At 71.4% G+C, this 19,487-nt stretch carries 17 protein-coding genes; 5 read left to right on the top strand and 12 right to left on the bottom strand.

Annotation, left to right across the window (positions count from 1 at the left end):
* Positions 1 to 915: 915 nt before the first annotated feature.
* Positions 916 to 1,500: a zf-HC2 domain-containing protein gene (locus LR394_RS31960; RefSeq protein WP_231448344.1), complete on the bottom strand. Its 585-nt coding sequence runs from the start codon at positions 1,498 to 1,500 to the stop codon at positions 916 to 918.
* Positions 1,497 to 2,189 (bottom strand): RNA polymerase sigma factor SigE, encoded by a 693-nt coding sequence (sigE, locus tag LR394_RS31965; RefSeq protein ID WP_231448345.1) that lies wholly within the window; start codon positions 2,187 to 2,189, stop codon positions 1,497 to 1,499. Before sigE ends, LR394_RS31960 begins: the two co-directional genes overlap by 4 nt.
* 632 nt (positions 2,190 to 2,821) lie before the next feature.
* On the opposite strand from sigE, the gene LR394_RS31970 reads away from it, so the two are divergent.
* Both LR394_RS31970 and LR394_RS31975 read left to right on the top strand, forming a co-directional pair.
* Positions 2,822 to 3,454, top strand: coding sequence for an O-methyltransferase (locus tag LR394_RS31970; protein WP_407937164.1), 633 nt, complete (start codon positions 2,822 to 2,824; stop codon positions 3,452 to 3,454).
* A gap of 80 nt (positions 3,455 to 3,534) precedes the next feature.
* Positions 3,535 to 4,122 (top strand): hypothetical protein, encoded by a 588-nt coding sequence (locus tag LR394_RS31975; RefSeq protein ID WP_231448347.1) that lies wholly within the window; start codon positions 3,535 to 3,537, stop codon positions 4,120 to 4,122.
* A 54-nt stretch (positions 4,123 to 4,176) separates the two neighbouring features.
* Here the strand turns inward: LR394_RS31975 and LR394_RS31980 are convergent, their stop codons facing one another.
* The 9 genes from LR394_RS31980 to LR394_RS32020 all read right to left on the bottom strand — a co-directional run bounded on the left by LR394_RS31980 (position 4,177) and on the right by LR394_RS32020 (position 11,682).
* Positions 4,177 to 5,721, bottom strand: coding sequence for a leucyl aminopeptidase (locus LR394_RS31980; RefSeq protein WP_231448348.1), 1,545 nt, complete (start codon positions 5,719 to 5,721; stop codon positions 4,177 to 4,179).
* A gap of 52 nt (positions 5,722 to 5,773) precedes the next feature.
* A complete protein-coding gene (locus LR394_RS31985; protein ID WP_214156703.1) occupies positions 5,774 to 5,941 on the bottom strand; it encodes a DUF3117 domain-containing protein in 168 nt (55 codons plus the stop codon).
* A 290-nt stretch (positions 5,942 to 6,231) separates the two neighbouring features.
* On the bottom strand, positions 6,232 to 6,852 hold the full coding sequence (locus LR394_RS31990) for a DNA-3-methyladenine glycosylase I (RefSeq protein ID WP_231448349.1): 621 nt from the start codon (positions 6,850 to 6,852) through the stop codon (positions 6,232 to 6,234).
* Positions 6,845 to 7,357, bottom strand: coding sequence for an SRPBCC family protein (locus LR394_RS31995; RefSeq protein WP_231448350.1), 513 nt, complete (start codon positions 7,355 to 7,357; stop codon positions 6,845 to 6,847). Before LR394_RS31995 ends, LR394_RS31990 begins: the two co-directional genes overlap by 8 nt.
* Complete coding sequence (locus LR394_RS32000; protein ID WP_231448351.1) at positions 7,357 to 8,346, bottom strand: DivIVA domain-containing protein; 990 nt, start codon at positions 8,344 to 8,346, stop codon at positions 7,357 to 7,359. The genes LR394_RS31995 and LR394_RS32000 overlap by 1 nt, the downstream gene beginning before the upstream one ends.
* Positions 8,347 to 8,392: 46 nt before the next feature.
* Complete coding sequence (locus tag LR394_RS32005) at positions 8,393 to 9,385, bottom strand: glucosyl-3-phosphoglycerate synthase (RefSeq protein ID WP_231448352.1); 993 nt, start codon at positions 9,383 to 9,385, stop codon at positions 8,393 to 8,395.
* Positions 9,382 to 10,206, bottom strand: coding sequence for a dihydropteroate synthase (gene folP, locus LR394_RS32010; RefSeq protein WP_407937165.1), 825 nt, complete (start codon positions 10,204 to 10,206; stop codon positions 9,382 to 9,384). Before folP ends, LR394_RS32005 begins: the two co-directional genes overlap by 4 nt.
* 68 nt (positions 10,207 to 10,274) lie before the next feature.
* Positions 10,275 to 10,835 (bottom strand): LOG family protein, encoded by a 561-nt coding sequence (locus LR394_RS32015; protein WP_231448354.1) that lies wholly within the window; start codon positions 10,833 to 10,835, stop codon positions 10,275 to 10,277.
* Between the two features lie 55 nt (positions 10,836 to 10,890).
* Positions 10,891 to 11,682, bottom strand: a complete 792-nt coding sequence (locus LR394_RS32020; protein ID WP_231448355.1) for an LOG family protein — start codon at positions 11,680 to 11,682, stop codon at positions 10,891 to 10,893.
* Between the two features lie 167 nt (positions 11,683 to 11,849).
* On the opposite strand from LR394_RS32020, the gene LR394_RS32025 reads away from it, so the two are divergent.
* Positions 11,850 to 15,842 carry a GGDEF domain-containing protein gene (locus LR394_RS32025; RefSeq protein ID WP_231448356.1) on the top strand — a complete coding sequence of 1,331 codons (3,993 nt, stop codon included), beginning with the start codon at positions 11,850 to 11,852 and terminating at the stop codon, positions 15,840 to 15,842.
* A 1,008-nt stretch (positions 15,843 to 16,850) separates the two neighbouring features.
* A complete protein-coding gene (locus tag LR394_RS32030) occupies positions 16,851 to 17,270 on the top strand; it encodes a hypothetical protein (RefSeq protein WP_231448357.1) in 420 nt (139 codons plus the stop codon).
* A 30-nt stretch (positions 17,271 to 17,300) separates the two neighbouring features.
* On the opposite strand, the gene dapE is transcribed toward LR394_RS32030, so the two are convergent.
* Entirely contained in the window at positions 17,301 to 18,386 is a 1,086-nt protein-coding gene (gene dapE, locus LR394_RS32035; protein ID WP_231448358.1) for a succinyl-diaminopimelate desuccinylase, read from the bottom strand.
* Positions 18,387 to 18,438: 52 nt separating this feature from the next.
* Between dapE and dapD the strand changes: the two genes are divergently transcribed.
* Positions 18,439 to 19,476 carry a 2,3,4,5-tetrahydropyridine-2,6-dicarboxylate N-succinyltransferase gene (dapD, locus tag LR394_RS32040; RefSeq protein ID WP_231448359.1) on the top strand — a complete coding sequence of 346 codons (1,038 nt, stop codon included), beginning with the start codon at positions 18,439 to 18,441 and terminating at the stop codon, positions 19,474 to 19,476.
* Positions 19,477 to 19,487: the final 11 nt, after the last annotated feature.

The following is a 19,487-nucleotide window of genomic DNA, read 5'->3' on the forward strand; positions in this document are numbered from 1 at the left end:
GAACTGGCCCTGTCCGTAACGACTCTCACCCGACTGCACCGAGCCGCACTGCCCCGGACCGGCCTGTTCCCGACCGGCCGGCTGCTGACCCGACGACCCCGAACCGGACTGGCCCTGGCCGTAACCACTCTGCGCGGAAGAGCCCGGCCCGTAACCGCTTTGACCCGGACCACTCTGGCCGTAGCCGCTCTGGCCCTGGCCGTAACCGCTCTGACTTTGGCCGAAACCGCCCGGGCCGGACTGCCCGGCGCCGTAACCACTGAGACCAGGCTGGCCTGGCTGCCCCGGGCGCGGCGGGTAGGCCGGCCACGCGGGAGCTTCCACCCGCTGCCCAGACGAACTCGGAGTAGCTGCGCCGCCCGGAACAGACGACTGCCCGCTCAGCGAAGGCTGCGAACCATCCGGGCGGGCGTACTGGTTCTGCTGCGGGGAGCGCTCAGCCAGTGGCGCTTCCTGACCCGCATTCGTTTGATCCCCAGGCGCTCGACCGGCGTCCGGCTGGGTCTGGCTCGACTCACCGCCGTGACCAACTGCCGGACGCTCTGCGGTGGCATCGTCCGGATCCGCGGCGCGTCCTGCTCCCGGCCCCGCCGGTCCGGTCTGCGGCGCCCAGTAGACCTGCTCGTCCTTCTGCGACGGCTGGTCCTTGTCAGTCATCCCTGCTCCTCGCGGGTGGTGCTCATGGACGTGCGGCCAACGGCCGGTTTTCGGCCGAGCTCAACTCTGGCACGTCTACCTGAGTGCGGCGCATCGGACACCGCCTTCAGACCTGACTCGAGCCAGATGTCGCACCTTCATACACCGGTCTTACCCGCGGCCGAACGACCGCCCAGTTCCGCAGCTGCGCCCCGCGAAGGTCTGGCGCAGCCGAGGTTCTGGTCATTACCGGAACTCCTCGCCGGTACCCGGCCCGGCTCAGCGACCGCCGAGGACGGACCAGCTGTTCTGCGAATCCCACGGTGTGACATCGGCGGTGGCGAAGTGCCGCACCACGAAGCTGTCCACCGGTGTGACCACGTCGGCCGGGCTGACCGCGTAGCTGGCCACCCCACCCGCGACCCCGGCCCCGACCAGACAGGCCGCACCGACCAGGGTGGCGGCGACCCGGCGCTGCGGCCGGCTCATCCGGGCCCGGCGCTGGTCGAAGGTGAGGTTCTTGCGGCTCGGCGGCGGCGGGCCGGCGAAGACCTGCACCTCCGGCCGGGCCGGGCGCACGCTCACGCCCGGCGACACGTAGGCGGGCCGGGGGCTGCCGGGCACGTGCTCGCGCCGGGGCGGCAGCGGACCGGCCGGGCCGCCCAGGTCGAACAGGTTGCGCAGCAGGGCGTCACCCGGCTCCGGAACCGTCAGGCTGGCCAGACGCTGCTTCATCAGCCGCTCGATCTCGAGCGCGTCCCGGCAGTCCTGACACTCGGCGAGATGCCTGAGCGCACGGTCGGCGGCGGCACCCTCGAGTTCGCCGTCGACCAGCTCGCTCAGACGTCCACCGAGATGGCTCATTGAGTCACCTGCTCACCGGGCGCGGTGACGGTGGCCTCGGTGCTGTTCAGATCCGCGAAGACCGGCGGGGCCGGACGGCGGTGCGCCAGCTCCTCGCGCAGCAGGGCCCGGCCACGGTGGATCCGCGAGCGCACGGTGCCCAGCTTCACGTCCAGCGTGGCGGCGATCTCCTCGTAGGACAGACCCTCGATGTCGCAGAGCACGACCGCGGCCCGGAAGTCCGGCGGCAGGGCGTCGAGCGCCCGCTGCACGTCGTAGTCCAGGTTGTTGTGCTCCCAGGCCCGCTCCGGGCCGGCCTCGCGACCGGGCAGCCGGTCGGTGACCTCGTCGGTCAGGTTGTCGAACCGGATCCGCTGCTTGCGCCGGGCCTGGTCGAGGAACAGGTTGGTGGTGATCCGGTGCAGCCAGCCCTCGAACGTGCCGGGGGTGTAGGAGGACAGCGACCGGAAGACCCGGACGAAGACCTCCTGGGTAAGGTCCTCCGCATCGTGCTGGTTGCCGGTCAGGCGGTAGGCCAGGCGGTAGACCCGGGCCGAGTGCTCGCGGACGATCTCGTCCCAGCTCGGCGGCGTCCACGCGACCTCGGCGGGAGCCACCGCGGCGGCGACGACCGCAGCAGGCGCAGCCGCGCGCTGCTCGACAAGCGGAACGCTGGACGGTTCGGACGACTTCGGTGCCTCGTGCGGCAACCCGGACCCTTCGGACGGAGCGAGACGTGATTCACCCACGCCGCGGCCCGCCCGGTCCTGCGTGCGGCCTCGACCGAACAGCCTCAGCGGGAACGAACCCGCAGGCATCGCGTACGCCGACACCCTGCCTCCCATCCTCGCTCACGGTTCGGGCTTCTTGCCACTCACCTGAGCGCCTCTCACTCAACTGGTCCCAACGCGCCACTCGGATGACGCGTTCCCGTTCTCTGCGAGATGACGCTTCCAGCTCAACCCGAGAGTTTCCTGGGAACCGGATCGGTGCCGGCTGATCTGTCACCGGGCTCCCCCGGTGTCTTGCCGACCACGGTGCCGACCTCATCCGTCCCCCATTACTCCGGTCACTGCGCCACCTCGCCCCATCAATCCTGGGGCCGGCACCCCGGCTCCACCATCAGGTCATCCCCCGGTCCGACCCTGAGGTACCCCCGCAGCACCGGCAGTACGCCTACCTCCGGTTCTGCGTCCGCAGAGGTACATCGCGTGGGGTCCGTCACCCGTCTGCAGTAGATGAGTGTCCACCGGATGGAGCACTACTCTTGGGGTGCCGGAGTGGAAACATCCGAGCCGGTCACACCGCCACACCGGAACCACACCCGCTACTGGAGCCGACAATCAAAGCCCCCACGCCCGCCAGTTGGGCCTACGCCGAGACATTCGTCCCTGAGGACGAAGTACTCGCGCGAGCCCGGGCCCGTGCCGACGCGCTGGGCTTCCCCACGATCGCGCCCGGGGCCGGGGCCGTACTGGGTGTGGTGGCGGCCGCGCTGCGGGCGCGTGCGGTGGTCGAGATCGGTACCGGCACCGGCGTGAGCGGGGTCTACCTGCTGCGCGGCATGCCCGCCGACGGTGTGCTCACCACGATCGACGTCGAGGTGGAGAACCAGCGCGCGGCCCGCGAGGCGTTCGCCGAGGCCGGGATCCGCCCCAACCGCACCCGGATGATCCCCGGCCGGGCGCTGGAGGTCCTGCCACGCCTCACCGACGGCGCCTACGACCTGGTGCTGCTCGAGGCGGGCACGCTAGATGTGGAAGAGCACCTGGAGCAGGCGGTCCGGTTGCTGCGGCCCGGCGGAGCGGTAGCGGTGAACAACGCGCTCTACCGCGACCGGGTGGCCGACCCGGCCCAGCGTGACCCGATCACCACCTCGATCCGGGAACTGGGCAAGGCCGTCCGCGACCACAAGCAGCTCCTGCCGGCCATGCTGCCCTCCGGGGGCGGCCTTCTGCTGGCGGTGAAGCGCTGAGCCGCGAAGGCGGGGGCCGGCACGCAACAGGTTCGGGAACCGGTTCCGGATCGAACGAGCAGCCGGAGAACTCCGAACAGGTGATCAGCCCGCTGCTGAGCTCTTCCGGTTACCGCGGCATCGACCTCGGCCTGGACGCTCCTGCCGCAGGTGCTTCCTCCCGGGGCGCCCACGCGGCGTCCCCCGAGGAAAGCTCGCCACCTACGGAACACGAGCGCATCGACCTGACCCAGTACGACCAGGAACCCGCTGCCGAGGATCTGGAGTACCCCGAGTACGCGGACGACGACCTCACCGAGGAAGAGCGCACAGGCCAGTACCGCACCGGCCCGATCAACCCCAACCGTCCGACCGCGCCGCGACGGCTGCAGCGGGGCGGCGAGCAGTTGAGCGTCATGGTCGGCCACCGGCTGCTGGTGGGCATCACCTTCCTGGACGAGTCAGGCAACGTCACCAACGCCCAGCAGTTCTGCGGGCGGGTGCTCGAGGTGGCCGACGGCGTCGTGGTGGTGGAACGCCCCGGCGAACCCGAGCCCGCGGTTCTGCCGGCCGATGTGGCGGCCTACCGCAAGGCCCAGAGCGGCCGCTACACGCTGCGCGACACCGGCCAGATCGTGATCGACCCGGACTTCGTGAGCACCTGGCAGGTCGCCGCGGTCGAGGACTGACCCTCGCCCAACGTGCCTGTCATCGGGGCAACGCCCCGGTGACCTACGAATCTTCTAGCGCAGGCCTTCCAGCCAGCGCAGCAGGAGTCGCGCACCGAAACCGGTGCCGCCCCGGGTGACTTCGTACTCCTCACGCTCCGAACGCGCCGGGCCGGCGATGTCCAGATGGGCCCAGCGCGCGTTGCCGACGAACTCACGCAGGAAGAGGGCAGCCGTGATCGCGCCGCCTCCGCTGGTGTCGGCGCCGCGGCCGGTGACGTGGCGGATGTCGGCCAGCGTCGAATCGAGCACCGGGCGGTAGTCCTCGACCAGGGGCATGCGCCACAACGATTCCCCGCTGCCGGCGCCGGCCGCGGTGAGGGCGGCGGCCAGGCGGTCGGTGTTGCTGAAGAGCGCGCCGTGCCGCTTGCCCAGGCCGAGCGAGGCGGCACCGGTCAGGGTGGCGATGTCGACGACGACCTCGGGATCGAGGTTGCCGACCGCGTAGCCCAGTCCGTCGGCCAGGACCATCCGGCCCTCGGCATCGGTGTTCAGGATCTCGACCGTCTTGCCGCCGTAGGTGGTGACCACGTCGCCCGGACGGTAGGAGTCGGCGCCGAACGCGTTCTCGGCCAGCGGCAGCAGACCGGTGACCGGACGGCGGACGCCGACCTCGGGGCAGGCCAGCAAGGTGGCGAGCACCGCGGCGGCCCCGGACATGTCGGTCTTCATCGAGACCATCGACGTGCGCGGCTTGATCGAGATGCCGCCGGTGTCGTAGGTGATGCCCTTGCCGACCAGAACGATCGGCTTGCGGGCCCGCACGCCCTCGGGCCGGTAGTCGATCCGGACGAACCGGGGCGGGGTGCTGGAGCCGGAGCCGACGGCCAGCAGACCGCCGAAACCCTCTTCGGCCAGCCGCGCCTCGTCCCAGATCCGGACTTCCAGCCCGGCCGCGGCGCCGAGTTCGGCAGCCTGGGCGGCGAGCCAGGCCGGGCTCTTGAGGTTGGCCGGGGTCTCGGCCAGGTCGCGGGCCAGAACGGTGGCCCGGGCGTGGGCCCGGCCCCGGTCCAGTCCGGCCTCGGGATGAGCGCCGACCAGGGTGACCTGGGGGACGGGCGAAGATTCGGTGCGGGACTTCAGGCCCGCGCTGGGCGGGGTGTACCCGCCGAGAACCACACCCTCGACCACCGCGCGAGCACCTTCCGCGGATGATCCGTTACCGAGGGTGGTGATCACATGGCGACGGCCCCGGGCGGAACGGCCGAGCGCGGCCGCGGCCCGGCGCAGGTCCTGCGGGGTGCCCGCGCCGATCCCGACCAGGACGAACCGCTGCGGCAGACCGTCCGGGGCCAGCACCGGAACCCGGACGATCTCCCCGGTGCTGCCCTTGACCCGCTCGGCCTCGATCACCGCGCGCAGGTCCACGCCGTAGGCGGCGGCGACCTGATCGCCGTGCCGGTCCGCGACGACCGAACCCTCGGCCTTGCGGACCGACACCGCGACCAGGTCGGCCTCCTGCGTCTGCCGCAGTGCGGAGACGAGGTTCCCGGACCTGCTCGTGACGCTGGTCTGCGGTCCCACTCGGGGTGCTACCGCTACCGGTGCCACCGCAACCATCTGTTCCCGACCTCCGTCACTGCGGCCGGTGCGGACACCGGCCGGACCCGTACTAGTTGCCTACCGCCTTGAGCGCGTCACCCAGCTCGCTCGCTTCTGTGGCGGACATCTCAACCACCAGCCGGCCGCCACCTTCGAGAGGAACGCGCATGACGATGCCGCGCCCTTCCTTCGTGACCTCCAGCGGTCCGTCGCCGGTCCTCGGCTTCATGGCCGCCATCTGGCTCCCCTTCCTCGGCGCGACTCCTGATCTTGGAATCGCTGAATGCTAGTGGGCACAACACCCGCCGCGAACCCGTGCCAGGCACGGAGCGTGACCTCGAGCATTATCCCGCTTACCGGTTCCACTACGAAACGCGGTGGCCCCCGGCGGGGTCCGCACGCCTCATTTTGCTGCCACCACAACCTGCGATGCAGGATTTGCCGCCCGAGGGGGCCGCATTACATCAGCCGGTGCCGGACGATTTTGGCATGACCTGGGACATCGGCGCGCTCTTCGCGCCCCAACCGTCACTTTTTCGCCGCTGAACCGCGGCCTGAGGCGTCCCGGGCCAGGCACCCCTGGAAGTGGTCGTTGACCAGCCCGCAGGCCTGCATGGCGGCGTAGGCGGTGGTCGGGCCGACGAACGCGAAGCCCCGCCGCTTGAGCTCCTTGGCCAGGGCCGTGGAGGCGGGCGTGGTGGCCGGGACGTCGGCGGCCCGGCGCGGCGCCCGAGCAGGCTTCTCCGGCGCGAACGACCAGATCAGCGCGTCGAGGCCGCCCTCGACCGAGTCCCGGACCTCGAGAACGGCCCGGGCGTTGCGCACCGCGGCGTTGATCTTGGCCCGGTTGCGCACGATCCCCGGATCGCCGAGCAACCGGTCCACGTCGGCCTCGCCGAAGGCCGCGACCTTCTCCGGGTCGAAGCCGTGGAAGGCAGCCCGGAAATTCTCCCGTTTGCGCAGAATCGTGATCCAGGCCAGACCCGACTGAAACGCCTCCAAGGTGATCCGCTCGAACAGCCGCGTCTCGCCCCGCACCGGACGCCCCCACTCCTCGTCGTGGTAGGCCCGGTACTCCGCGCTGGAGGTGCCCCAGAAACAGCGCCGTAGGCCGTCCTCGCCGGTGAGCAGGGCAGGTGTCTCAGCCATCGGATCCCTTCTCGATCTGGCGGGCCATCTTCCGCAGCGCCGCCCCGTAGCCGGCCTTGGCCACCGCAGCGATCACCGGTGCGGCCCAACGGGTGAGCGGCTCGGGAGGCACCCGGATCTCTTCGGTCCAGACCAGCCGGGTGGTGGGCCGGCCGGAGGAGCCGGTACCGGAAAAGAGCTCCGCCACGATCCAGCCGCGCACCGCCCACCCGGTCTTGCGCACCCGGAAGCGGGCCGCCGCCGAGGTACCTTCTTCCCGCCCTTCCGGGTCGGCCAGACCCGTAGCGGCCGGCGGCCGGTACTCCTCGATCTCCATCGGGTCGTCGAAGGCCAGCGGCCCGAAACCCGTCCGCGCGACGAACGACGAACCCGGTGCATTGCCCGGCCCGATCACCCGAATGGTGGTCAGCGGGGCCAGTTCGGCGTGGGCGGGCCAGTCGGTCAGCCGGGCCCACACCTGCGCGACCGGCGCGGCGACCGGGACCTCGACCCGGAACTGCGCCATCAGGAACGCTCTTCCGGCCGGGACCCCGGGAACTCACCGGTGAGCGGATCGCCTGCGGCGCGGCGCCGGGGGCGGCGCAGCGGTCGGGTAACCGGATCAGGGGACGGGGTGGGCGCGTTGGCGGAAGAAGGTGCGGGATCGCTGGTGGGAGAAGATGTCTCGGGGACGCTGGGATCGGGCCAGGAAGGAGCCGCGACGCCGGCGGGGAGGCCGGAGGAGGGACCGCTGCCCTGAGCAGAGCCGAGTGGAGCGGCACCAGAGCCTGAGGTGGCTCCAGAGTCCGCCGGGCGCTCAGGAACGGCACCCGGCCCGGGATCGAGGCCAGCGCCGATCTCAGGCCCGGATTCAGGCTCGGTCCTGCGGCCAGGAGCAGCGCCCGTCCCGTAACCGGAGGCAGAACTGGCCCCCAGGCCGGCAGCTGCGCCGGCCCCGTAACCGGAGGCGGAGCTGGCCCCTTGGCCGGCAACTGCGCCGGTCGCGAATCCGTACGCAGGCCCGGTTCCTGGGCCGGGAGCCCCGCCTGCGCCAGGTTGACCGGCCTCACCTGATTGCCCAGGGGCAGCGCTCTGCCAACTCGGCTCGTCCTGCGGCTCAACTGTCCGCCCGGCATCGGCCGGCCCAACATTGGCGGGCCCAGCGCTGGCGGCACCTTCACCCGGCACCGTCACATCCGAGAGACCACCGTTCAGCAGCCCGCCGCGCGCCATCTGCAGGCGGGCAGACCGCTCCTGCGCCACCTCGGCCCGCAGCCGGTCCACCTCGGCGCCGAGTACGTCCAGCGCGGCATCCACCTGGTCCATCCGGTAGCCGCGCAGGCCCTGCACGAAGCGCAGCGCGGCCACGTCACGGCCGGTGATGCCTTCGGCCGGCAGGGCCCGGGCCGGGACGGTCGGGGCCGGTTCGTCCAGGCCGCCGCGGATCATGCCGGTGGCCACGGCGATCACCGCGGCGATCACGGCGAGGGTGAGCAGCAGAAGCAGCAGGGTCACGCGACAGATCGTCCCACGGGCCACCGACAGTTCGGGTTTGTCGCGCCTATGAGCTGGTCAGGACCTGCTCGATCGGCGCCCGGCCGGAGCGCGCGACGGTCCGTACCACCGGATGCCAGCCACCCCCGGCCTCAGGCCTTACCGACGAACCAGCCGACGAACCAGCCGAAGAACCAGCCTCGGCGAACTGCACCAGGTCGACCGGCTGCGGCTCTTCGTCCACCCCGGCGCGATCCAGCACCACCGCCAGGATCTCCGAGGCCATCACCCCCAGGTCGGCCAGATCCCGGTTGCGATGCTTGCGCACCCCCAGGTCCACCTGCCCGATCGCGTCCAGCCCGGCCCGGCGCACGGTGTCCATCAGCAGGGCGATCTCGACCCCGTACCCACCGGCGAACGGCAACTGCTCCAGCAGCGCCCGCCGGGCCGCGTACTCCCCGCCCAGCGGCTGCACGACCCCACTCAGCTGGGGCGCGAACCGGGCCAGCAACGGCCGGGCCATCAGCTCGGTCACCCGGCCGCCACCGCTGCGCTGCTCCACCGAGTCCAGCCGCAGCGGCCGCCGGTAGAAGCCCTTGACCAGCTGCACCTGCGGTTCGGTGAGCAGCGGCCCGAGCAGGCCGACCACCACCTCCGGCCCCACCTCGACCAGATCCGCGTCCACGAACACCACCAGGTCGCCGGTGGTCGCGGCCAGCGAGCGCCAGAGCACCTCGCCCTTGCCCGGCCGCGGCTCCACCCCGGGCAGCGCCTCGGCCAGCCCGATCACCTTGGCCCCGGCCGCGGCCGCGCGCTGTGCCGTGCGGTCGGTGCACCCGCCGTCCATCACCACGATCTCGTCCACCAGGGGCCCGGCCGCGCGGACCGCCTCGACCACCCCGGCGACCGTCGCCTCCTCGTTCAGCGCCGGCAGCACCACGCTGACCGTCTGCCCCCGCTTGGCCTCGAACAGCTGCGCAGCCGACCACGGCACCGGCTGCCACGTCCGCCGCGCGAACCAGCCCCGCACGTCCTCACGCAGTTCTGAACCACCGCTCACGCCAGCCCCCGCACCGCACGAGCCGGCGGCCGTTCACCGCGGATGCTCGCTACCATGTCGATCGCCCGCCGGCTGGCCGCGACGTCGTGCACCCGGAAGACCTTCGCCCCGCACCAGGCCGCCACAGCCGTCGCCGCCAGCGTCCCCTCGAGCCGTTCGTCCACCGGCAGGTCCAGCGTCTCGCCCACGAAGTCCTTGCGGGACAACGACATCAGCACCGGGTGCCCTAGCGCCACCAGATCGTCGGTACGGCGCAGCAGAGCCAGGCCGTGCCAGGTGTTCTTCCCGAAGTCGTGGGTCGGGTCCAGGAGCAAGGACTCCCCCGGGACCCCAGCGTCCATTGCTCGTCGGGCACTGGAGGCCAGACCGCTCAGGACGTCGTCGACCACCCCCTCTGGCGAGGTGCCGTAGCCCACCCGGTGCGGACGCGTCCGTGGGACCGCTCCGCCGGTGTGGGAGCAGACCAACCCCGCCCCCGCGGCAGCCGCGATCTCAGGGAGCTCCGGATCGTGACCGGCCCAGGTGTCATTGATCAGGTCCGCCCCGGCCGCGCACGCCTCCCGGGCCACGTCGGCCCGCCAGGTGTCCACGCTGAGCAGCAGATTGGGGTGGGCCGCGCGAATCCGGGCGATGAACGGGACCACCCGGCGCAGTTCCTCGGCCGTGTCCACCAGATCGCCCGGGCCAGCCTTCACCCCGCCCACGTCGACGATGTCCGCGCCGTCGGCCTCGGCCTTCGCCACCGCGGCGGCCGCCTTGTCCTCGTCGAACATCCGGTTGCCGGCATAGAACGAGTCGGGGGTGCGGTTGATCACCGCCATCACCACCGGCACACCGGGCGCGAAATCCCGGCCGCCGAGCCGGAGCCGGGCGGAGGGGGCAGGCAGCGTCACGGAGCGGACTCCACCTGCTCGATCACGGCCGGCACCACCGGCAGTTCGCCGAGCCGGGCGTCGATCTGATCCAGCGCCTCGTCCACCGAAGCCGTCCAGGCCAAGGTCTCGAGCGCGGACTCGGACAGGAAGTTCTCGGCCGAGAGCTTCCTGATCAGCTCGTGCAGCGGCGCGTACAGCCCGGTCGGGTCGAGCACCACCACCGGCTTGGCGTGCATACCCAGCGAGGCCGCCACCCAGACCTCGGTCAGCTCCTCGAGCGTGCCGATCCCGCCCGGCAGGGTCAGGAAGGCGTCCGCCAGCTCGTCCATCCGCCCCTTCCGGGTGCGCATGTCGGGGGTGACGATCAGCTCGTCCGAGTCGTGGTCGGCCACCTCCAGATCGACCAGCGCCTGCGGGATCACCCCCACGGTGTGCCGGCCGCCGGCCCGTACCGCCTGGGCCACCGCGCCCATCATCGAGACCGAGCCGCCGCCGGAGACCAGGTCATGGCCCCGGGCGGCGATCGCGGTGCCCACCTGGGCGGCGAGCTCGACGAAGGCGGGATCGATCCTCACGGACGACGAGCAGAAAACACAGATGCGGGCCACCAGGCCATTCTGACCCGGTGGCTCAGGCCCGCGCGGCGGGGTCCGGGGCGGCGGCGTGTTCCGAGCGGGCGGCCACCATCAGGGCCACCGCCTCGTCCACGTCGTCGGTGAGCGTGACCAGCTTCAGGTCGGACTCCTTGATCATCCCCCGGGCCAGCACCGGCCCGGCCAGCCAGTCCATCAGGCCCTGCCAGTACTCGGTGCCCAGCAGCACGATCGGGAACGAGGTGACCTTGTGGGTCTGTACCAGCACGAGCGCCTCGAACAGCTCGTCGAAGGTGCCGAAACCGCCCGGCAGCACGATGAATCCCTGGGCGTACTTGACGAACATGGTCTTGCGGGCGAAGAAGTAGCGGAAGTTGACGCCCAGGTTCACCCACGGGTTCAGGCCCTGCTCGAACGGCAGCTCGATACCCAGGCCGACCGAGACCCCCTCGGCCTCGTGCGCGCCCTGGTTGGCCCCGGCCATCGCCCCCGGCCCGCCGCCGGTGATCACCGCGAAGCCGGCCTTCACCAGCGCCTGCCCGACCTGCTGGGCGAGCTTGTAGTCGGGTGCGCCCTCCGGGGTCCGGGCCGAGCCGAAGACGCTGATCGCCGGCCCGAGCTCGGAGAGGGTGCCGAAACCCTCGACGAACTCGGCCTGGATGCGCATCACCCGCCAGGGATCGGTGTGGACCCAGTCACTTCGGCCGCGGCCGTCCAGCAGCCTCTGGTCGGTGGTGGATCCGGGTACCAGTTCGCCACGCAGCGTGGTCGGGCCGGAGGTGTGCTCGTCCTTGGCCAGCTGCGGGTCGTTGTCAGATCGCGTGCTCATCCGGTGACGGTAGGCGCTCGGGGCAGGCCCGCACTACCGCAACACCATCCTCATCACCCGCCCCGACCGTTACGCTTCGTCCGCGTAGGTGACGCTCAGCCCACACCTGAGAATTAACGACCCGCTTCACTCGAGTCGTGCGCTCAAACCCAGATAGTGTGCGGCGCGTGCGCGGTCTGCCGGAGGAGTTGACCCGGGACGGCGTGTCTCCGCTGGCGGACGTCGAGAAACTCGTCGTCGAAGGCCGGTACGGGCGCGCCGATCTCGCTCTTCGGCGACTCGAGGCACTGATCCCGAGCCTGGCCCAGACCGCCGACGACGAGACGCTGCTGCTCGCGCTGTACGGCCGCGCGGTGCTGCTGCGCAGGCTGGGCGGGGGTCACCAGACCGCCATCGCCGCCTGCGACGTGCTGGAACGCGCCGCCCACGAACGTCAGGCCGGGCTCTGGGCGGCGATCGCCTGTGCCGCCCGGGCGCAGTTCCGGGTCGACTCCGGAGACATCGGCGGGGCCACGTCCGACCTGGCCCGGGCCGACTCCGCGCTGGCCGGCGACGAGCTCACCGAGGACGGCGGCTACCGGCTGCTGAACGGCCTCGCGGTGGTCTACGCGGCGCTGCGGCTGCAGGACCGGGCCGACGAGATCCGCACCCGGATCGAGCACACCATCTCCTCGCGCAGCACCCTCGACCAGGCCGAGCACTGGGCCACCTGGGCCACCGAACTGGCCGCCCGGGCGATGGAACCGCTGGCCGGGGGTGCCCAGGACCCGCAGCAAGAATTCATGACGCGTGCGGTCGAGTTGGCCACGAAGGTCGACGAACTGCCTGAGGACGCGGTCCCCGGCACCTTGCGCCGGGGTGCGAACGGGGTGCGGGCGCTGGCCGCCGCCTACCGCGGCCGGCCGTCCGAGGCCCTGCGGCTGCTCGGACCCGATGCTTTCGGCACGGTGGGTGACCTACCCTCCGCCGAGCGTCAGATCGTCTCGCTGGCCGCGATGCGGGCCCACGCCCTGGTCGGCTCGCTGGCCACTGCCCGCAGCCTGGACGACGCGGCGATCGCCCCGCCGGCCACCCTGCCCAACCTGGTGCTCGAGGTCTGCCGGACCCGGGAACGGCTCTGGCTGGAGACTTACGCCAACGGCGAGGTCGTGCCGGTGCTGCACCGGATGACCGAGCTGCTGGTCCGGCTCGGCTGGCGCGGGATGGACCTGGTGGCCGACACCGCCCGCCAGGCCCTGGAACACCAGGCGCTGCGCACCGAGAGCCGTACCGATGCGCTGACCGGGGTGGGTAACCGCCGGGCGCTGGACGAGGAACTGCGGCAGCTGCTGCGTTTCGGCTCGCTGCCGCTGGCGCTGATCCTGGTCGACGTCAACCACTTCAAAGAGATCAACGACCGTTTCACCCACGTCGTCGGGGACGAGGTGCTGCGCCGGGTGGCCGCGAGCCTGTCCCTGCAGCTGCGCACCGACGATCAGCTGCTGCGTTACGGCGGCGACGAATTCGTGGTGCTGCTGCCCGGGACCGGCGACGAAGAGGCCAACGCGGTCGCCGAGCGGATGTGCGCGGCGGTCGGGGCACGGCCCTGGAACGAGCTGGCCGACGGTCTCGACGTGACGATCACCACCGGGGTGGCCGCGGTTTGGTCACTGTCCGGCCGGCGCCCCGACGCGGACGCCGAGAAGCTGTTCCGCCGGGCCGACGAACGTCTGCTGGCCGCCAAGCGGGAACGTCCGGGCGACGAAGAGGCGCGCTCGCTCTACAGCGGCGCCCCCACCACCAGCTGGGATGCGGAATCGGCGGACGATGTCACGGCCGTCTCGATACCGCCCACGCCGACCCGCACTCTCGGCGCCGAGGTGCTCGGCCCGCACAGCCGTCCGGGCACGCGTTCCGCAGTCTCTCAAGGGCTCAATGGGGGACGTCGGGCCACCGACCCGGAACTCGATGCCAGTGCCGCTGAGGTCACCTCGGGTACCGCCCCGGTGAACGGGGTCGACCTGCGGTTGCCGGCTGCGGGAGACCCGGCGCTCGCCGACGGCCTGGCCGATCGCGAGATCGAAGAGGGCCGGGCCGAAACGCCTTACGGCACCACTGCCGAGCTGCCGCAGTCCACTCCGTCGTCCCAGTCGGCATCGTCACAGTCGCCGAAGACGCCCGGCACCGGTACCCGGCGCTCGCGGCGGGCGGCGCGGGACGCCGAGGCGGCGGCTTCGCCGGTCAACGGCATCTCGGTCGAGCCGCAGGGCCTGCTCGGGGCGCTCGGGGCAGAGGCTGCAGCTGCTTCTGTGGTGTCCCGGCAGGCTTCCGAGGCCCAGGATCGGGCAGTGCGGGAGTCCCGGGCCAAGGTCGAGCGAGAAGCCCGGGAGCAGGCCGAACGTCAGGCTCAGGAACGCGCCGAACGGGAGCGGGCAGCCCGAGAGCGGATCGAGCGGGAGGCCCGGGAACGGGCTGAGCGGGAGGCTCGCGAACGGGAGGCTCGGGAACGCGCGGCCCAGGAGGCCCGGCAGCGTATTGAGGCCGAGCGCCGCGAGAAGGAAGAGCGCGAGCGGATCGAGGCCGAGGCCCGGCGCCTGGCCGAGCAGATCGAGCGGGAGCGGGAGGCGGCGCAGGCCCGCGCCGAGGCCGAGCGGCTGGAGCGGGAACGCCAGGCCGCGCTGGCCAAGGCCGAGGCGGAACGCCGCGAACGCGAGCGGATCGAACACGAGCGACGTGAACGTGAACGTCGTGACGCCGAGCGCCGTGAGCGCGAGCGTCGGGAGGCGGAGGCCCGGGCCAAGGCCGAGGCCGAGCGCCTGGATCGCGAGCGCAAGGAACGTGAGCGGATCGCTGCCGAGGCGCACGCCAAGGCGGAGGCCGAACGTCGTGAACGCGAACGTGTCGAACGTGAGCGTCGGGAGGCGGAGGCCCGCGCCAAGGCCGAGGCCGAGCGCCTGGAACGCGAACGCCTGGAGCGGGAACGGCTGGAACGGGAACGGCTGGAACGGGAGCGCGTCGAGCGCGAGCGCCTGGAACGGGAACGGCTGGAACGCGAACGCCTCGAGCGCGAGCGCCTGGAGCAGGCCCGGCTCGAACGGGAACGGCTCGAACGGGAACGGCTCGAACGGGAACGGCTGGAGCGCGAGCGCAAGGAAGCCGAGGCCCGGGCCAAGGCGGAAGCCGAGCGGATCGCTGCCGAAAAGGCCGAGAAGGAGCGCAAGGAGGCCCTGGCCAAGGCCGAGGCCGACCGCCTGGAGCGGCAGCGGGTCGAGCGTGAGCGCCGGATCCACGAGGCCCGCGAGCGCGCCGCGGCAGCCCGCCGGGAACGCGAGGCCCGTGAGCGCGCCGAGCGGGAAGAAGCCGAACGCCTGGCCCGCGATCAGGCTGAGCGGGACGAGGCCGAGCGCCGCCGCCTGGAAGAGGTGCGCCGGGCCGCCGAGGAGATTCGCCGCGAGGCCTACGAGCGGGCCGCCCGGCTGGCTGCTTCGGCATCCGGCAGCACCGGCAGCTGGCCCACCACCCAGGGCCCGAACACCGGCAGCTGGATGATGCCCGGCGCCGCCGCGATCGAGTCCCCCACCACGCCCTCGGCCCCGCGCCCGGAGCAGGTCGAAGCGGACCGCCGTTTCCAGGAGGCAGCGGCCGAGATCTACCGGCCCAACCCGAACCTCGGCCCGTCCACCGAGACGATCCGGGCCCTGAGCGACCCGCTCAACGACCCCCTGCCCGGCTCCGGTTCCGGCAGCTCGAGCAGCCGGTCGTCCAGTGACAGCTACTCCGGTTCCTCGTACGGCAGCGGTTCCGGTTACCCGTCCTCGGGCTCATCTTCCGGTTCGGACAGCAGCTATTCCAGCAGCAGCTCGTCGTACGGCAGCTCGAGCTTCGGCGACAGCTACTCCGGCAGCTCGTCCTACCCCTCGCCGTACAGCAACGCCCCGGAAGAGCCCGCTCCCTGGAGCCCCAGCCCATCCCCGTCCTCACCGGCCCCGTGGGACAAGGACCCGCAGGCCGGCGCCGGCTCGGCGAACGGCTGGCCGGACGAGAACGGTGAAGACGAAGGCCGCGAGCAGTCAGGGTCGGGCAAGTCCTCTGGCAAGGGCCGCCGCGACCCCTTGGGCCCGCCCACCTCACGCCAGGCGATCATCGACCTCTCGGCCCGCCGCCGGCACCGCAACGACTAGGGTCTGTCCTGCGGATCAGGGCCGTAGCGAGGAGGTGCCCGGGGCGTCGGCTGGGCGTGGCCGGTGGGGCCCCTCGCAATGGTTTTGCGTGGGGCCACGCCGGACGCGGTCAGACGGCGTCCCGGGTGCCCCGCAGTAGGCAAAGATCCGCAGGACAGGCCCTAGGGACTAGGGCGCGACCCGCAAGTCACGCCGAGGCAGCACCGTTCCACCGCAGTAGGTGAGAAGGCGCCCGCTTGCCCCATGACCATGGTGCGCGCCGAGCCCGACCGGGGCCCCGCGAGAAACGACCCCCCACCGCCACTTGTGTACACATGGCACCGGATGTACTCGAAGTACACAACGCCGGATTGCCCCCGCGACCACCGAAGGACCACCGGCGATGGCGAGCAGCCGGAAAGCCACGCCGAGCAAAACGGCCGACCCCGCTCGCCCCACGCCGGGAGCCGGAAGAGGCGCAGCGGCGGCGCAGGCAGACGCGCTGGCCGGCGGGGCAGGCCAGGGGTATGAGTCTGCGGTGCGGCACCCCGCTGGATCCGCCTTGTCGGCTGCACCCTCCTGATGCACCGGGCTGATGCACTGGGACTGCACCGGGCGGTAACCGGATTCGGCCGAGCCGAGGATTCTTAAATCTCTCGGCTGTATCGGCCCATCTGCTCGCCGTTCCCCTTGGTCCCTTAACACTCGCAAGTACCCCGTAACACGACCCCGCATCTTCCACACCCCCTGTCCACCTTCATCAATGAACGCTTACTGCACTCGTCGGGTGCGCAAAACGCCATATTGCGCTCTAATCACTCATTGATTAAGCCTATGCGTGAGCAAGATGTAACGGTGCGACACAACGGGCGAGATGACCGGGGGACGCTGGCGAGATGAGTACGCAGACCAGCACGGTGACGGCGGGCCGGGCGCGAGCCCGTTGTGGCTGACGTGCGGATTCCGGCCACGCGCAGCAGTGCGGAGTACGGCGACGGTGACGGGCGTGACGGGCGGAATCGAGACCTGATGACAGAGCAGCAGACCAGTGGCAGCCGACTCGACGCTTCCAAGCCGGACCGCAGTGACGACCGGGCGGCCGACACGGCCCCCCAGACTCCGCGTACCCCGTTCAATCCGCAGCAGGTGCATCCGGTTCAGTGGACCGGCCGGCTGGAGTTCGACCTCACCGACAGCCGGGGCTGGCGGGTGGGCACGATCGAGGTCGTGGTGCGGATCGACACGGTGACGCTCTGGTACGGCAATCGCACGCTGGCCGTGATGCACCGGGAGTCGTTCAAGCACTGGCTGATGCGCCCGGTGGTGCCGTTCGAGTTCGACGACGTGGTCTGGTTCATGCAGGGCACCACCACCTGCCTGACGATCGACGGGGCGAACTCCTACGCGGTTCCCGACCCGATCGTCGACCATCTGTTCGCGGTCGCCTGAGGCGACCACGACGTCCTCAATTTCAGGTTTCTAGGCGGTCAGCCAGCGCCGCAGGGCGCTCAGGCAGGCCGCGATCTCGCTGACCGGGCACTGCTCGTCGTCCTTGTGCGCCAGCGAGGGGTTGCCGGGCCCGAAGTTCACCGCCGGGATACCGAGCGTGGAGAACAGCGCCACGTCGGTCCAGCCGAACTTCGGGCCGGGAGTTCCGCCCACGGCCCGGACGAACTCGGCCGCCACCGGCGCGTTCAGCCCCGGCCGGGCCGCGGGTGAAGCATCCGTGACCTTCACCGCGTACTCGCCGAACAGCGAGCGCAGGTGCGCCTCGGCCTCGTCCAGCGTCTTGTCCGGGGCGAACCGGTAGTTGACCAGCACCGTGCAGCGGTCGGGGATCACGTTCCCAGCAATGCCCCCGGAGATACCTACGGCGTTCAGGCCCTCCCGGTAGACCAGCCCGTCCACCTCGATCTCGCGCGCCTGGTACTCGTTCAGGATGTCCAGGACGGCGCCGGCCTTGTGGATCGCGTTGGAGCCCATCCACGACCGCGCCGAGTGGGCCGCCGTTCCTGTGGTCTCCACCTCGATCCGCATGGTCCCCTGACAGCCGCCCTCGACCACCGCCGAAGTGGGCTCCCCCAACACCGCGAAGTCCGCCTGGAGCAGTTCGGGCCGAGTGCGGGAGAGCCGGCCCAGCCCGTTGCGGGTGGCCTCTACCTCTTCGCAGTCGTAGAACACGTAGGTGATGTCGCGAGAGGGCGCTTCGACCTGCGCGGCCAGTGCCAGTGCGACGGCGACGCCGCCCTTCATGTCCACCGTTCCGCGACCGTGGAGCATCGTGCCGTCGGGAGACAGCCAGGTCGGCAGGTTGTCGGCGATCGGGACGGTGTCGATGTGCCCCGCGATGACGACTCGCTCGGCCCGGCCGAGATTCGTGCGGGCGATGACGCAGTTGCCGTCGCGGATGACCTCGAGATGGGGGTAGGCCTGCAGCGCCTCCTGGATGGAGTCGGCGATGAGGAGCTCGTCACCACTGACGGAAGGGATGTCGCACAGGGCGCGCGTGAGTTCCGCGACGTCTCCGGCCAGATCGAGTTTCACCGGGGCCGCAGGCTCAGTCATGTGCGCGACCTTACCGGCAGGACCACCCTGCGCCCGCCCGTAGGATGCAGACATGACCGAGGTGAGTTCCACGTCCCCCGCGCCCGCTTCCACTTCCCGCCTGGCCTGGGGTTATGGCCTGGCCAGCAGCACCGAGGCCGGGGTTGTACTGGACACCTGGTACCCGGCTCCGCAGCTCGGCGCCGCCCCTGAGGCCTCCGGCCCGTACGCCGTTCCGGCCGATCTGGCCTCGCTGGAGGGCACCGACCCGCACCGCAAGGTGCGCCTGCACGTCGTGCGCACCGAGATCGACCTGGACGCCGAGCCGAAGGACACTCCGGACGCCTACCTGCGTCTGCACCTGCTCTCGCACCGCCTGGTGCAGCCCAACACGATCAACCTGAGCGGCATCTTCGGCGCCCTGCCGAACGTGGTGTGGACCAACCACGGCCCCTGCCCGGCCGAGGACTTCGAGGCCACCCGGCTGCGGATCCGGGCCGGCGGCGGCCCGGGCACCCGGGTCGAGGTGACCGGCGTGGACAAGTTCCCGCGGATGACCGACTACGTGCTGCCGACCGGGGTGCGGATCGCCGACGCCAGCCGGGTCCGCCTGGGCGCCCACCTGGCGGCCGGAACCACGGTGATGCACGAGGGTTTCGTCAACTTCAACGCGGGCACGCTGGGCAACTCGATGGTTGAGGGCCGGATCTCGCAGGGCGTCGCGGTCGGCGAGGGCTCGGACATCGGGGGCGGCGCGTCGATCATGGGAACGCTGTCGGGCGGCGGCAAGGAGGTCATCGCGATCGGCGAGCGCTGCCTGCTCGGCGCCAACGCAGGCCTGGGCATCAGCCTGGGTGACGACTGTGTCGTGGAGGCCGGCCTGTACCTGACCGCCGGCACCAAGGTGCTGCTGCTGTCGGAGCCGAAGGGCGCCGAGACCGAGGGCACGCCCGCCAGCAAGGAGAACCCGAAGGTGGTCAAGGCCTCGGCCCTGTCCGGGGCCAACGGCCTGCTGTTCCGCCGCAACTCGATCTCCGGCGCAGTGGAGGCCCTGGCCCGCAGCGGCGGCTTCACCTTCGAGCTGAACGCGGCGCTGCACGCCAACGACTGAGGCCTGCGCAG

Source organism: Kineosporia babensis, assembly GCF_021129305.1.
Taxonomy (GTDB): Bacteria; Actinomycetota; Actinomycetes; order Actinomycetales; family Kineosporiaceae; genus Kineosporia; species Kineosporia babensis.